General features: G+C 43.7%; 12 protein-coding genes and 2 pseudogenes. 10 read left to right on the top strand and 4 right to left on the bottom strand.

Going from position 1 to position 13,551, the window contains the following annotated elements; all coding sequences use genetic code 11:
- Nucleotides 1-567 precede the first annotated feature (567 nt).
- The 4 genes from AC5RDS_RS01765 (at nt 568) to AC5RDS_RS01750 (ending at nt 3,378) form a co-directional block, all read left to right on the top strand.
- Entirely contained in the window at nt 568-1,635 is a 1,068-nt protein-coding gene (locus AC5RDS_RS01765) for a winged helix DNA-binding domain-containing protein (RefSeq protein WP_175316019.1), read from the top strand.
- The gene (locus AC5RDS_RS01760; RefSeq protein ID WP_013611370.1) at nt 1,616-1,921 is read left to right on the top strand and encodes a nitrous oxide-stimulated promoter family protein; all 306 of its coding nucleotides are present in this window, start codon (nt 1,616-1,618) and stop codon (nt 1,919-1,921) included. Before AC5RDS_RS01765 ends, AC5RDS_RS01760 begins: the two co-directional genes overlap by 20 nt.
- 250 nt (nt 1,922-2,171) lie before the next feature.
- Nucleotides 2,172-2,759: a nicotinamide riboside transporter PnuC gene (pnuC, locus tag AC5RDS_RS01755; RefSeq protein ID WP_022161289.1), complete on the top strand. Its 588-nt coding sequence runs from the start codon at nt 2,172-2,174 to the stop codon at nt 2,757-2,759.
- Nucleotides 2,743-3,378 (top strand): thiamine diphosphokinase, encoded by a 636-nt coding sequence (locus tag AC5RDS_RS01750; RefSeq protein WP_022161288.1) that lies wholly within the window; start codon nt 2,743-2,745, stop codon nt 3,376-3,378. Before pnuC ends, AC5RDS_RS01750 begins: the two co-directional genes overlap by 17 nt.
- 93 nt (nt 3,379-3,471) lie before the next feature.
- On the opposite strand, the gene AC5RDS_RS01745 is transcribed toward AC5RDS_RS01750, so the two are convergent.
- Nucleotides 3,472-3,999 carry a DJ-1/PfpI family protein gene (locus tag AC5RDS_RS01745; RefSeq protein WP_013611367.1) on the bottom strand — a complete coding sequence of 176 codons (528 nt, stop codon included), beginning with the start codon at nt 3,997-3,999 and terminating at the stop codon, nt 3,472-3,474.
- Nucleotides 4,000-4,167: 168 nt separating this feature from the next.
- On the opposite strand from AC5RDS_RS01745, the gene AC5RDS_RS01740 reads away from it, so the two are divergent.
- Nucleotides 4,168-4,521, top strand: coding sequence for a winged helix-turn-helix transcriptional regulator (locus AC5RDS_RS01740; RefSeq protein ID WP_013611366.1), 354 nt, complete (start codon nt 4,168-4,170; stop codon nt 4,519-4,521).
- Nucleotides 4,522-4,547: 26 nt separating this feature from the next.
- Here AC5RDS_RS01740 and AC5RDS_RS01735 read toward each other — a convergent pair whose 3' ends face one another.
- Nucleotides 4,548-5,441 (bottom strand): AraC family transcriptional regulator, encoded by an 894-nt coding sequence (locus AC5RDS_RS01735; RefSeq protein WP_013611365.1) that lies wholly within the window; start codon nt 5,439-5,441, stop codon nt 4,548-4,550.
- Between the two features lie 108 nt (nt 5,442-5,549).
- Between AC5RDS_RS01735 and AC5RDS_RS01730 the strand changes: the two genes are divergently transcribed.
- The 3 genes from AC5RDS_RS01730 to AC5RDS_RS01720 all read left to right on the top strand — a co-directional run bounded on the left by AC5RDS_RS01730 (nt 5,550) and on the right by AC5RDS_RS01720 (nt 8,160).
- On the top strand, nt 5,550-6,716 hold the full coding sequence (locus AC5RDS_RS01730) for a multidrug effflux MFS transporter (RefSeq protein ID WP_013611364.1): 1,167 nt from the start codon (nt 5,550-5,552) through the stop codon (nt 6,714-6,716).
- 69 nt (nt 6,717-6,785) lie between these two features.
- Nucleotides 6,786-7,589 carry an MBL fold metallo-hydrolase gene (locus AC5RDS_RS01725; RefSeq protein ID WP_013611363.1) on the top strand — a complete coding sequence of 268 codons (804 nt, stop codon included), beginning with the start codon at nt 6,786-6,788 and terminating at the stop codon, nt 7,587-7,589.
- Nucleotides 7,590-7,629: 40 nt separating this feature from the next.
- Nucleotides 7,630-8,160, top strand: coding sequence for a GNAT family N-acetyltransferase (locus AC5RDS_RS01720; RefSeq protein ID WP_013611362.1), 531 nt, complete (start codon nt 7,630-7,632; stop codon nt 8,158-8,160).
- A gap of 21 nt (nt 8,161-8,181) precedes the next feature.
- Here the strand turns inward: AC5RDS_RS01720 and AC5RDS_RS01715 are convergent.
- Together AC5RDS_RS01715 and AC5RDS_RS01710 are read right to left on the bottom strand one after the other, a co-directional pair.
- Nucleotides 8,182-9,051: pseudogene (locus AC5RDS_RS01715) on the bottom strand (FimB/Mfa2 family fimbrial subunit); the annotation flags it as partial.
- Nucleotides 9,052-9,079: 28 nt separating this feature from the next.
- Nucleotides 9,080-10,387 (bottom strand): annotated as a pseudogene (locus AC5RDS_RS01710) (Mfa1 family fimbria major subunit); the annotation flags it as partial.
- 313 nt (nt 10,388-10,700) lie between these two features.
- On the opposite strand from AC5RDS_RS01710, the gene AC5RDS_RS01705 reads away from it, so the two are divergent.
- Together AC5RDS_RS01705 and AC5RDS_RS01700 are read left to right on the top strand one after the other, a co-directional pair.
- On the top strand, nt 10,701-12,797 hold the full coding sequence (locus AC5RDS_RS01705) for a hypothetical protein (protein WP_087381774.1): 2,097 nt from the start codon (nt 10,701-10,703) through the stop codon (nt 12,795-12,797).
- Between the two features lie 47 nt (nt 12,798-12,844).
- Nucleotides 12,845-13,033 (top strand): hypothetical protein, encoded by a 189-nt coding sequence (locus tag AC5RDS_RS01700; RefSeq protein WP_013611358.1) that lies wholly within the window; start codon nt 12,845-12,847, stop codon nt 13,031-13,033.
- The last annotated feature ends 518 nt before the right edge of the window (nt 13,034-13,551 follow it).

The raw sequence follows: 13,551 nt of genomic DNA, 5'->3' as shown, positions 1-13,551 counted from the left end.
ACTCCGCAAAAAACTTTACGTTACGTTTCCGTCAGACACCACCGGTCGGGCGTTCAGAAAAAGCAAGACGACACTCGCCGGAGCTCCAATGGTCCCCGAACACGAACACCTCCGACTTACGTTATCACTGCCTGGCAAGCTAAACCGGACCTGAAAACCATAAATTTCAGCGAAAAAAGATTTTCCGGTAAAGTAACCCAACTATCCATAATCCGATAGAGGTGAGCCGGTATTTTATTCTATAAAATTTTTCTAATTTTTCCTTTGCCAGGTCGTGTTAACGTGAGATGCAGGGTTTATGCCGGAAGACCATTGGAGCAGGACCGTTCCAGGCGAACCGGTCTGACGGCACAAAACCCGGAACCGGAATAGAAAGAAAAAATAAACCTACGAATATGTCATCGGTCCACAGCGTAGCATGATCGGCCTGGCATTTTTACGAAAATCTTTTGTTTTAAAAATAGTGATTTCAGTGATGACTTCGGTAAATTTGCCGGAAAATTATGATTTGAATATGCATTATTCTCAGACAATTTTGCCAACTTGCGGCGGTAAAGATCGGATAAAATGGGTACATTGACAAATATTCGGATGGCATGCCATCAGTTGGCAGAACCTGAATTCGGGCATCCTGCCGATTTGGTCGGTTGGATGGGAGCCATGCAGGCACAAGATTATACCATGTCGAAATGGGCTGTCGGGCTGCGTTTGAAGTCGGCTACGATTGCGCAAGTAAATGAGGCCCTGGCGAAAGGGGAAATTGTGCGGACTCACATTATGCGTCCTACCTGGCATTATGTTGCCGGAAAAGATTTACGCTGGATGTTGCAACTCACTTCTTCCCGGCTCAAAAAGGTGATCGATTCCTGGGTGAAAGCCAGTGGACTGGACATTTCAGAAAATCAATATACTCAGTGTAATGATTTGATCGGTAAGATGCTGTCCGGAGGAAACTGCCTCACGCGTGAAGAGATAGAAATGGAGTTGGGGCATGCCGGTGTCCCTGTTACCGGCGATCGGGTAAGACGTTATGTGCTCCGGGCCGAAATGGAAGGGATTGTATGTAGCGGTGCGGATAAGAATGGAAAGCCCGGTTATGCTTTGCTGGATGAACAGGTGGCCCCTGCCTCCTCCTTGCCCAGGGAAGAAGCTTTGGCGCGTCTGGCTGTCAATTATTTTCGTAGTCATTCTCCTGCTACTCTAAAAGATTTCGTCTGGTGGTCGGGACTGACGGTGACAGAAGCCCAACAGGCGATCGGTTCGATTAAAGAACTTCTAGTTGAAGAACATTTTGAAGGACAGGCGTTTTGGGTGTTTGCAGCTTGTCGGAAAACGGAAAATAGAGATCTGATCCAATTGCTTCCTCCTTTCGATGAGTATTTGGTGAGCTATAAAGACCGGACTCCCGTTATTCCGGAAAAGCACCATTCGAAAGCTTTTAACAGGTGGGGGACGTTTTATCCGGTGATTTTATATGGCGGACAGATTATAGGTAATTGGAGCAAGGTGAAAAAAAAGGAAGGGTTGACGGTAACGGTTTCGTTTTTTGATAAACGATCGAAATGTCCTTTAAAGCTCTTGCAGGAAGTTGAAAAACAATATCGGAAATTTGTAGATGGATATGTCCCGGATTGAAAGAGAAAAAAGAGTGGTCGGGATGATGGTCCGTTTGTATTGCCGGAAGCAGGAAGGGAACGATTGTTTGTGCGAGGAGTGCCGGGCTTTGTTGGAGTATGCGCATGCCCGTTTGGAGCATTGTCCGTTTGGAGAACGTAAAACTTCGTGTAAACATTGTAAAATACATTGCTATAAACCCGGTATGCGGCAGAAAATGCGGCAGGTGATGCGCTATGCCGGTCCGAGAATGTTATTTTATCACCCGCTGATAGCTTTGAGACATTTGTTCGGTGATTTTAAATGATCGGGAAAGAACGCCGGTCGATGCATTTTATGAACTTTATAGACTTTATAGGCCGATTTGATTCTAGGTTTATTTTTTCTTTCTATTCCGCTTCCGTTTTTTATATCGTCAGACCGGTTCGCCTGGACCGGTCCGTTAAGGCTTTCCTTCACTGACCGGTGGAAGTGACCGGGTCGACAATTCCGGTCACCGGAGACGAATAAGTAACGAAATAAACTTACTTTTGCAGTTGTATATTTAAGGAAAACGCATGGAACAAGGACTGGAATATTTCGGTGTATTGACGGGTTTGCTTTATCTCGGTTTGGAGATCGTTCAGCATCGGGCAATGTGGATTGTCGGGTTTGTTACTTCGTTTGTCTATATCTTTGTTTTTTTCTTCTCTAAATTCTATGCCGACATGAGCCTGAATATTTATTATGTCTGCATCAGTATATACGGTTTCTGGCAATGGCATAAGGGAAAGGCTGTACAGGAAGGCACTGAAGTGCTGATATTGTACCGTCGTTTGAATATCAGGCTGATATGGGGCATTACTGTCGTAACTGTTTTTTTGTACGGTACGTTGTATTTCATTTTGTCGGATTATACCGATTCGCCCGTATCGGCCGGAGATGCTTTTACCACAGCTTTGAGTATTACGGCAACGTGGATGCTGGCCCGGAGAATATTGGAACACTGGTGGTTTTGGGTGGTGATCGACGGGGTGTCGGCATTGTTGTATTATCAGCGGGCTTTGTATCCGACCTGCTTTTTATTTGTATGTTATGGCGTATTAGCGATTGTAGGATGGATCAATTGGAAAAAGAAAGGAAAGTGGTATGATCAAAAGATATAAATGTGTGGTTGTTGCAAACGGTTTATTTCCGACAGGGCAACAGGCATTGGAACTATTGAGGCAGGCTGAATTTGTTGTTGCCTGTGATGGGGCTGTGATCGGATTGGAGAATGGCCGGCTACCGGATGCGGTTGTCGGTGATTTGGATAGTTTGCCGGAACCGGTTCGAAACCGTTATTCCGATCGGATTCACCGGGTGAAAGATCAGGAGACGAACGACTTGACCAAGGCTGTGAATTATGTCAAAACTTTAGGCTTCCGGGAAGTATTGATTCTGGGGGCTACCGGTAGGCGTGAAGATCATACCTTGGGTAATATTTCTTTGCTGGCCCAGTATGTGACTGAATTCGAACGGGTAGAAATGGTTTCCGATTTCGGATGGTTTACACCCTTATACCGGACGACTACTTTGGATAGTGAACCGGGACAACAGGTTTCCTTGTTTTCATTGTATCCTAATGGTAGGATTTCTGTATCCGGACTTCGTTATCCGATAGAAAAAAGGCGTCTCCTGTATTGGTGGGAAGCGACATTGAACGAAGCTACCGGCAAGGAGTTTACCGTTATTCTGGAAGAAGATGCCAGGGTGTTGGTATACCGTACTTTCTCTAGTTTATAAAGTTTATAAAGTTCTTTACGAACTTTATAAACTAATTCCCTTCCGGCAATGGCAGAGGAATGCTAAACGATAAAAACGTCTGCCGGAAGCCTGTTATGCTAATGCTTCTACCAAGCGGGGCATTAATACCGGGAGGGTATGCTCGCATTGAGCCGTGTAGAAATTATCGTCGATCACAGCAGGTTCGTCGGTTGCGATGCCTTTTTGAATAGCGGCTTTGGCCAGAGGATGAATGGCCAGGCGTTTCCCTTCTGTGATACCTGCAATTTCAAAAATTAAACCTGCAGCACAATGTCCGGCCATTATTTTCTTTTTAGTGGCGAATTCCTGAATGACTTTTAATAGATCGACATTGTAAGGTTGGGTCGCATTGTTCTGGAATACAGGTACTGCATCACCACATGAAAATACCAAAGCATCGAATTCGTCGGAATGACCGGACAGATGGGCTATGATATCGTCTGCTTCCAGGGGGATACCTGAATTGGTCCTGATGGTTTTCGTATCGGAAACTGCAAATACTTTGTAAGAGATTCCTTTTTCAAAGAAGGTTTCGAGGTATTGGAATAATCCTGATCCGTTAACCGGATTTACTGCTAATACTGCTACTTTTTTTGACATAGTCGTATAATTTATAAATGAGACAATAGTTATTTTTAGTAAGTTTATTACTTTTGTGATGTAAAGGTAAGCGGTGTTTTTTGAACATGCAAGAACGCACTTGAAGATTAGTAAATTACCTCGATGTAACTAATATTGAAAAACAGCTGATTGTAAAAAGTTAAAAAAATGAAAAATTTTCATCATGCCGAGAATTGTCCGATCCGTGATATACTGAGCCGGTTGAGTAGTAAATGGGCGATGTTAATATTGATTACGCTGGATGCAAATGAAGTAATGCGCTTCAATGATTTACAGAAAAGTATCGGCGATATATCCCAACGTATGCTCTCGGTGACTTTGCGTACTTTGGAGGCCGACGGTTTAATCGGGCGTAAAGCCTATCCTGAAATTCCTCCCCGGGTGGAGTATAGCCTGACTCCCCGGGGGCTTAGTTTGATTCCTTATCTGGAAGGCCTGGTCGGTTGGGCGTTGGCTAATATGCCGCAGATTATGAATGAACGTGAGGAAAAAGTTGTATAACCGATTGTCTGGAGAAGATTGGCTTTTTAAATAGGGTGTCTTTTCCGGTAATCGACAGGGGATTGTCCGTATCGTTTTTTGAAAAACTTACCGAAAGCGGATTGATCGGAAAAGTGTAATAGTTCGGCTATTTCTTTGATCGATAAATCGGGATGATCGAGTAGAGCCCGGGCTTCACAATAAAGTCTTTCAAAAATAAACTGACTAGGCGTACGCCCGGTCAGGCTTTTAATGACCGAAGAAAGATATTGTGTGGTGATATTCAGTTGATCGGCATAGAACGGTACTAAATGTTCCCGGCGATAATTTTGCATCAGAGAGTCGAAAAAACGTTTCAGGATATATTCGTATCTGATTTGATAGGGTTCATCGAGCAAGTTCCAATGATTTTCGATCCAAATGTTGCTGAGTTCCAGAAGAAAGGTTACCAGGGCATTTTGTATGATTTCGTGTTTTAGGTGGTGATGGGTCAGTTTTAATTTTTCCTGAATGGTATGTATACTTTCGGATACAACCCGATGTTGTTGCTGATTCAAAAGATTGACCTGCCGTTGTTGTAGCATGACTTTCGTGATGTGCCGGTACATTTTGTCGGAGGCGGGTAAAGTGTCTAAATAAGATTTATCGACTAACAATAAACTGCCTTGAAAATCAGAACCGATCTCTGTAAATTGACAATAGTATTCCGGGGCAAGAACCACCAGGCAGGAAGGTTTTAAAAAGTATTCCAAACCGGTAATCGTGATTTGTGCCGTCCCTTTTTGAATTAAAAGATAACGGAATATTCCGTCGAATAAGGGAGTATTTTCGAACGTATTTTTTTCAGTCAAAAAAAAAGAAGCTATTCCTCTCTCCTGAAGAAACGATTTGTCCCAAAGAGAGGAAAGACAGTCCTGGGGTGAATGAATCCTGTTTAGCATGTTGTAAAGATAAAGTTATTACCAAATAAAACCAATTGCATAGGAAATGAAACTTTTGGGAATGAGGAAATCGATAGAACTTTGTAGCGTGATTTTAAATAGGAAGATATGCAAAATTCAAAGACATTTTTACTGGTTTTATTAGGTATTCTGGCTGCTTTCGGCCCTTTTGTGACAGATATGTATTTACCTGGCTTACCTTCTATGACCGTTTATTTCGATACAACGGCTTCTATGGTGCAATTGGGGATTACGACAGCTATGCTGGGATTGGGATTCGGACAGATAATCGTCGGCCCTTTGAGCGATAAATACGGACGAAAATTGCCACTTCTGCTTTCCTTATGGCTTTTTATTTTTTCGACCATCGCTTGTATTTGCTCTTGGAGTATCGGAGCTTTTATCTTTTTTCGTTTTCTCCAGGGAATTGCAGGGGCCGGTGGTATTGTGATTTCCCGTTCGGTGGCTACCGATTGTTATGGTGGTAAAGAATTGGCGAAGGCTTTTGCTATGATTTCGGCGGTAAACGGATTGGCGCCTATATTGGCTCCGGTGGGGGGAGGAGTTATGTTGAAATTTACCAACTGGTTGGGTATTTTTGTTTTTCTACTGTTTTTAGGAGTTCTGTTGCTTTTACTTTGCTTGCGCCTGAAAGAGCCTTTACCTCCTGAACGTCGGATCGATGTACCGGCTTTTTCTTCTTTCCGGACTTTTCTGCCTCTTTTCAAAAAACGTCGGTTTATGGACTATGTGTTCATACAAGCTTTCGTTTTTGGAATGATTTTCGCTTACATTTCTTCTTCTCCCTTTGTTTTACAGGAACATTATCGGTTATCCCCTCTGTTATATAGCTTGTGTTTTGCTGTAAATGCAATTGCACTGATTATCGGAACAACGCTTGCCGGCCGTTTTCGGCATATTAGGCAGGGGATGGTTACCGGGGTGATCGGTTCGTTTGTGTTGGCTGTATTTACCGGACTGACTTTGTGGTATGAAATGCCGATCGCTTACTTTGAAACGGCTCTTTTTTTGAATCTGATTTTCGGGGGCCTTGTTTTGCCGACTTCTACAGCTTTGGCGTTGGACTCCGAACGGCAGAACGCCGGGGCTGCATCGGCGGTATTCGGGGCCGTCAGCTTCCTGGCGGGAGGAATCGTTTCGCCTTTAGTCGGAATAGGAAATATCCTGCACACTACGGCAATTATTATGGTTGTCAGCTCTGCGATCGCCGTCTTGATGATCGGAGGAAAGAAAAATGCTGCTTCGACCACCTGATTTTTCGGTCGAAAGGCAGAAAAAGGAATAAAATGATGTATTTTTATCCCTGATTTTAATCTGATCGGTATGGAATTAATTATGTTAGGTACAGGCAATGCCATGGTGACCCGTTGTTATAATACCTGTTTTGTACTCTCTTCAGGAGAAGAATATTTTTTAGTGGATGCAGGAGGCGGAAACGGCATTTTCAAGCAGCTGGAGCAAGCCGGAGTTCCTTTTACAGGTATTCGTGAGATGTTTGTAACACATGCCCATACCGACCATATCTTAGGAGCGATCTGGGTTATCCGGAAAATAGCTACTTTGATGTCGAATGATAAATATAGAAGGAATTTTATCGTTTACGGGCATAATGAAGTGATCGATGCACTGAGAACCTTTTGCCGTTTGACACTCCCCGGGAAAATTTTGAAATATATAGATGAACGTATCTTTTGGGGTGAGGTAAAGGACGGTACCCGGAAAGAAATCCTGGGACTGCCAATCTGTTTTTTCGATATTCTTTCTACCAAGATGAAGCAGTTCGGATTCCGGGTTTTGTTACCCGATGGACAGGTGCTGGTTTGTCTGGGAGACGAACCTTATAATGAGGCCTGTAAGAAATATGTCGAACAGGCCGACTGGTTACTGGCCGAAGCTTTTTGTTTGTATCGCGACCGGGAAATTTTTTCACCTTATGAAAAACATCACAGTACTGCTTTGGATGCCGGTCGTTTGGCCGAAGCTTTGGGGGTAAAACATTTAGTCCTGTATCATACGGAAGATAAGACTCTGGCTGAACGTAAGGAAGCATATACCCGTGAAGCCTCTTCGGTGTTTACCGGCAGGGTTTATGTGCCGGATGATTTAGAGCGGATTTCACTGGAATAACTTGAGAAATTTTATCGATTCGAATGTAAACCTATAATACATGATTTATTTAGAAACAGAGCGATTGGTTTTACGGGATTGGAGAGAAGAGGATTCGGTTGTTTTTTCTCGAATGAATCGGGATCCCAAGGTGATGGAATATTTTCTGAAACCACTGACCGACACAGAAAGCCGGGATTTTTATGAACGCATCCGACGGGAAATCGACACATTCGGTTGGGGATTATTTGCTGCAGAAGTAAAAATATCCGGGAAATTTATCGGTTATATCGGCTTACATCATACGAATTTTGAAACAGATTTTTGTCCCTGTATCGAGATCGGTTGGCGCTTATGCGAAAACTCCTGGGGACGGGGATATGCTACCGAAGGTGCCCGGGCTTGTCTGGATTATGCTTTCAGGCAATTACAACTACCGGAGATTTATTCCTTTACTTCTTTACCCAACAGACGCTCCGAAAGGGTAATGCAAAAGATCGGATTGCAAAAAATCGGGGAGTTCGATCATCCGTTGGTCCCTGCCGGACATCCGTTGCTCAGGCATGTACTTTATCGGGCTGAAAAAGGGTAAAACAGCTTCCTCGATAATGATTTCCCAGTCATTGATCCGGATACTGACGGGTACATAATAACTGTCGAAAGTGATTTCTATAGTGAAGTCATGGTCGGAATTAAAATCAATATCGGGATTCTCGGCAAGTAATCCGCTGATCAGTTTTTCATTGTATTGAAGCTCCTTTTCGGGACTGTATATCTTTAGCCGGGTGTCACTATCGGTTTGTAATTGCATGACATTGAAATCGGCGATCCAGGTATTCGGAGAATCCGACGGTTGGGAATATTCCGGGAGGTAGCTTATCGGTTGACCGGATAGAGTTTCTCCTTGATAATCATAATTACCGTTATTATCTTCTATACTGATCCGGAGTTGTAGAGTGGGGGTGGCATAATGGACGATTACGTGGATATTGTTGGTGATCCGCCGGAGATCAACTGTGATTTCCTGGTCCTCGTCGGCGTTTACGTCGATCGTTTCATGTAGGCCATGATAGAGTAATGAAGGGAGAATAGGGACTGTATTATCGGTTGTCCGGTTTAACTGTAATCCGAAATCTTCGAGATGGGTTTGTGAAGGGACATGGGAAGATAACCGGTAACTTTCGGATAAACCGGCCCAGACGACAAACTGGTATCGGCCTTGGGGAAGGGGCATTTCCATCATGTAGTGATCGAGTTGCAAAGCCGAATCTTTTCGTTCACATACGAATATTCCTTGCCGGTCGAAAACAAAAACCGACAAATGGTCGGTTTCGGGAAATCCCGGCGTCAAAGGAGCACCATTAGAATCGGTGTAGCGGAATTTCAATGACAAATATCCCCCGCAGCCGGAACGATTTTCACGTATACAACCTGCGGATAAAAAGATTAACGTGATAAACGACAGGGTTGGGATCACCTTCATTATCCGTAGGTTGTACTGTATTTTTATTTTATAGGTCACAATCTTCATCGATTTCCTGCCATTCGTCTACGGTGATATTTACGTCAACCCAAGTGTTGGGGCTGATAACCTGATTGTGGTCGAAATTATCGTTCGGGTTACCCGGGGCTTGAATAGAATTGAGGGTCATGCGGTAATATTGGTTCCGGTAAATTCCATAGGGACCGTATTGCCCGCTGGCTGCACTGTTTACAAGTACATGAAAATAACACATCCCGTTGGTGAAGGTGTTGTCACTCAAGGAATAACCTCCGGTAAGTGCCGGCATATCCGGAGCATGGGCAATACATAATTCGGCATATTTTTCTGCATCTGTGCCGGTAATGAAATAGTTACTGCTACCATCGTCGGTACGTACGACATAAAACGTCCCGTAACCATTCGGGTTATTGACGAATTCGAAGTCTGTCGCTCCCTGGGGAGCAGTAACTCCGGTCTTGATTCTGCAAATCTGGGTCGGAAGAAATTGCCCCTGTATACTTAAAAAGGTGGTTTGGTCGACCAACGAACTTCCGGGGATATAATTGAATGAATTTTCAAGAGCATAACTAAAAGTAGTGGGAGTGGCCGTTGCTTCATTTACCGGAATCTGATCGGTTCCGCGAACAAAATCATTTACATTATAGCTATCCCAATTGTAATCTTTGATGATCCCTCCATCGATTTTAGGGATAAAATAAAAGCGTCGGTTTATATTTCTCCAGCCATAGGTGATATTTTGCATAGTCCCACCGCCGTTGACGACGAAAGAAGTGCTTTTAACGACAGCAGCTTTGGCCACTACCCGGGAAACAGGGATAGAGATCGGATTCGCTTTGGCCGCTTCGGCCGAAGTGGCTAAGGCATCGCCGGGAGTGACGGCAGGATATGTCGTGTTGAACATGACGAAACCATCGGTCGGATTGGTTAAGTCGGAGATACTTTGTTCGAATTCTTTATAACTGAAAGCTCCCAGGCCTCTGGAGGTAATTTCATTGATAATGGCAGGAGTCAGGTTGATGCCGGCAAAGATATATTTATCGGCTTTTAAGGTCCGGATTGGGGTAGAAGCTGTCCAGCTATTACCTGAATTGATCAGGGTATTGGCGTCGGTACTGAAAGATGCGATTGTCGGGGCGTGAGGAGAAGCGACATCATAAATAAAAACATGGAGGGTTTTTACTGCCGTTTCCTCGGCGGTACCGCTGTTTGTGGCTTTGGTCTGCATATTTGCCGGGGCATTGATTTTGAATGTGGCGAATACCTCTGTCGGATTTTGATCTATGGGCAGGTCGCTTTCGGCCGGCGAAGCATCGTTTTTACTGCAACCCTAATGGGTTGCAGTAGCGAACATTATCATAAACAAACAATTCTTTCTCATTGTATTCTTTTTTAGTTTGTCAATTTATAAGGGTTTTACTGGGATTTTTGTTTTTTGTTTTATATTCCTGAAGTTTTGACTTTTCGTCCGTTTCATTAAATTTTATTTGCTATTGAGCGGTGGCCGGTAGAGAAATAAGAAAAGTTTTTTCATAACCAAGAAAGAAAAGTTTCGTTTATCAGTAAAAAAACAGAGTTAGAGGAGGAAATATAATATGAGGCGAACGGGCGTTCTAATATGGATTTTATGGATGGGATTGTTCGGATTTACATCTTGTACAGACCGACTGGAAGAAGTGGAAGAGCAGTATACCGGAGAAAATGAGGTATGGGTGCGTTTGATTGTTTCCAGACCTTATTCCGGTAAAGAGGTCCGAAGTAAGGCCGGGAATGATCGGGAGACAGAAATAGATGAAATTCAGTTGTTGGTTTTCGAAGAGGGGGGATATAAATACCGGGTTCCGGGCATTTCGATCACAAATTCAGGAACGACCACTTCGTTCAGTGCCCGTTTGCTTGCAACAGATAAAACCTTGGACCTTTATATTGTTGCTAATGCTACAGCAGCAGTATTGGCGAATGAACCTCAGGTCGGTGATACCGAAAACGAGGTACGGACAAAATTACAGCTGGGGTTCCCCCTCGGTGGAAATTTCACTACTTTACCGATGTCCGGACATTACCGGCTGGTTTCAGGGCTGGATGCGAATTACCGGCAAGAAATCAGCGGTGTGAGCATGTTAAGAGCTGTTGCCCGGGTAGATGTGTTGGTCGGTGGGATTACGAATTTTGAATTGACAAGCATACAAGCTTATCGGGTGAATAGCCGGATACAACTCATAGCGAATCAGGATCTTCCTGTTGTTACCGCTCCAAGTATTCCGGTGAATAGCCGGATGGAGGTCAATACTCCGGTCTCGGCAGTAAGTGGTAACCAGGCGGTTTCCGGACTTTATTTGTCGGAATCGGTTTCTCCTGCCGAGTCTGAACGGGTGAACGGGGCTACTTGTGTTGTCGTTGGAGGAAAGTATGCAGGTAGTGGGGAAGTGACCTATTACCGGATTGATTTTGATCCGGACGATACTCAGGGAAGTTTCGGTCAGATATTGAGGAATCATCGTTATGTTTTCACGATACGGAGCGTTGCCGGGCCGGGTTGGCCATCGGCTGATGAAGCGGCCAGTAATCGTTCTGCACAAATTAATCTGGATATACAATCCTGGGACGAGTCGACGACAGACATGTATTTCGATACGGATCATCATTTTGGAGTATCTACACGCGAGGTTGTCCTGGGAAGTAAACAGAATGCAGCGTTGACCGTTCAGGTCGATACAGATCTTTCCGATTATACCTTCCAATGGTCGGATGAACAGGGCAATGTGTCGGGGACAGCTGCACAATCGCTTACCGGTTCGTATTTCAAAGTGGAAAAAACGAATAACGGGAGGCATATCGTGGTCACTGCATTGCAAAGTAATAACAGCGACAGTGATGAACGAAAAGCATATTTTGTGATCAATGCCAGCCGTTGGCGTATATTGATGACTATTCGCCAACAAATTGTGGATATTTCGGGCCGGACGATAAATATGGTTTCGTTCAGAAGCTATTTAGGACATTTAGGAGAAAATTTGTTATTACCCAATATTTCGCCTGAAAGCCGGGGAGCAGGCCTGCAGGGGATTCTGAATAATCCGGCTAACTTCGGTACTGGTGGTACTGTCACTTGTGGAGGCTTTAATTTGCTGTTGACGAATGTATCTGCCAGTAGTATAAACGATGCTGCTTTAGCACTTGCCGATGTTATTTATTTCAATTATGTCAGTAATGGTGATTTAAGGATTGATCTTTCACCCGTCGGCAGATGGTTGAAGGCTTCTGCAAAACGGGTATTGATTTTGTCTTTCGATTCCCAGGGAGTCAATACTCCTATCATGCAGGAATTTCTCGGAAGTACTCCGGATTTGATGCAAACTTCACCGAAAAGCGGTTCATATCCGTTGGCCGGAAAGTCGGCTTCTGATTTTTTTACGGATATGGGGCCCTTTACTGTCACGCCTTATACTCCTGTCGATGCAAATTTCAAATTTCAGAATTATGACGTTACTCATGGAGAAATCGGTCCCGGGAGTGCAGAAGGGATTACCCCTCTATTGAACGGACCGGGCGGTGGCATTGTCTTGGGCGTCGATATGTCTCGCCGGATTATCTATATCGGAGATATCGATATCTTTTCTGCAAATAATAGTAATAGCGGAATTAACAATTCGAAAGGAACCATCAATAGCAATGCGTCGAAACTGATAGCTAATCTGTTTGCCTGGGTCGTCGGGGTCGTTCAGTAAAAAACTTATCGGAACGATAACTTCGGTTTCTAAAGTTCATAAGGCTTATGGAGTTTATAGACCCTATGGCCGTAAAAGAAAAAAACAAAGGGGATATGATGTACTCCGAATCCCGTTTTCTAGGCCATTATCTGTTTGAAAAACCGGATTTCCAGTTGAAAAAAATTACAGGATTCTATATCGATATTTTGGATTATACCGATACGGAACCTTATCCCCCTGTTACTGATCGGTGATATAAAAGAATAGTAGGGGAGAGATTCTGGAATTATTTTCCTATTCTACATATGAAAATCCGGTGACCGCATGAATCGGTCTTAGAAATCGGTTGCTAAAGGTTTGTTGATTTCTTTTCTGTTTATTTACTTTTTTATGTAAAGTATTTAAGAAATACGGTAATTACTTTCGTAGCGTATATGGCGGAAGGATTTAATTCGTAGTTTTATGGTCAGGAAGTTAATCATCTGGATCACTATCGTGCTTCGGAAAATAGGATTTTTTATCTGGTTGTATTTTTATCGGATGAAATAGAAAATTTAGTCTTTTGCTTCGAAAATGTGGCAGTAGATACACTTTCATTTTCCGTTTCTCCAAACTTATGGTAGGTTTATTTTTTCTTTCTATTCCGATTCCGGGTTTTATCCCGTCAGACCGGTTCGCCTGGAACGGTCCGGTAAGGCTTTCCTTCACTGACCGGCGGAACTCCTCACTACGTTCGTCAGACACCACCGGTCGGACGTTCGGAAAACCTAAC

This window comes from Odoribacter sp. (assembly GCF_985060555.1).
Note: the sequence above shows the minus strand (reverse complement) of the source record. Positions and strands in the feature narration are given on the sequence as shown.

Excerpts from the sequence above, each read along its gene's own strand:
- AC5RDS_RS01765 (WP_175316019.1), top strand. The coding sequence starts at position 568 with ATGGGTACATTGACAAATATTCGGATGGCATGCCATCAGTTGGCAGAA.
- AC5RDS_RS01760 (WP_013611370.1), top strand. The coding sequence starts at position 1,616 with ATGGATATGTCCCGGATTGAAAGAGAAAAAAGAGTGGTCGGGATGATG.
- pnuC (WP_022161289.1), top strand. The coding sequence starts at position 2,172 with ATGGAACAAGGACTGGAATATTTCGGTGTATTGACGGGTTTGCTTTAT.
- AC5RDS_RS01750 (WP_022161288.1), top strand. The coding sequence starts at position 2,743 with ATGATCAAAAGATATAAATGTGTGGTTGTTGCAAACGGTTTATTTCCG.
- AC5RDS_RS01745 (WP_013611367.1), bottom strand. The coding sequence starts at position 3,999 with ATGTCAAAAAAAGTAGCAGTATTAGCAGTAAATCCGGTTAACGGATCA.
- AC5RDS_RS01740 (WP_013611366.1), top strand. The coding sequence starts at position 4,168 with ATGAAAAATTTTCATCATGCCGAGAATTGTCCGATCCGTGATATACTG.
- AC5RDS_RS01735 (WP_013611365.1), bottom strand. The coding sequence starts at position 5,441 with ATGCTAAACAGGATTCATTCACCCCAGGACTGTCTTTCCTCTCTTTGG.
- AC5RDS_RS01730 (WP_013611364.1), top strand. The coding sequence starts at position 5,550 with ATGCAAAATTCAAAGACATTTTTACTGGTTTTATTAGGTATTCTGGCT.
- AC5RDS_RS01725 (WP_013611363.1), top strand. The coding sequence starts at position 6,786 with ATGGAATTAATTATGTTAGGTACAGGCAATGCCATGGTGACCCGTTGT.
- AC5RDS_RS01720 (WP_013611362.1), top strand. The coding sequence starts at position 7,630 with ATGATTTATTTAGAAACAGAGCGATTGGTTTTACGGGATTGGAGAGAA.
- AC5RDS_RS01705 (WP_087381774.1), top strand. The coding sequence starts at position 10,701 with ATGGGATTGTTCGGATTTACATCTTGTACAGACCGACTGGAAGAAGTG.
- AC5RDS_RS01700 (WP_013611358.1), top strand. The coding sequence starts at position 12,845 with ATGGAGTTTATAGACCCTATGGCCGTAAAAGAAAAAAACAAAGGGGAT.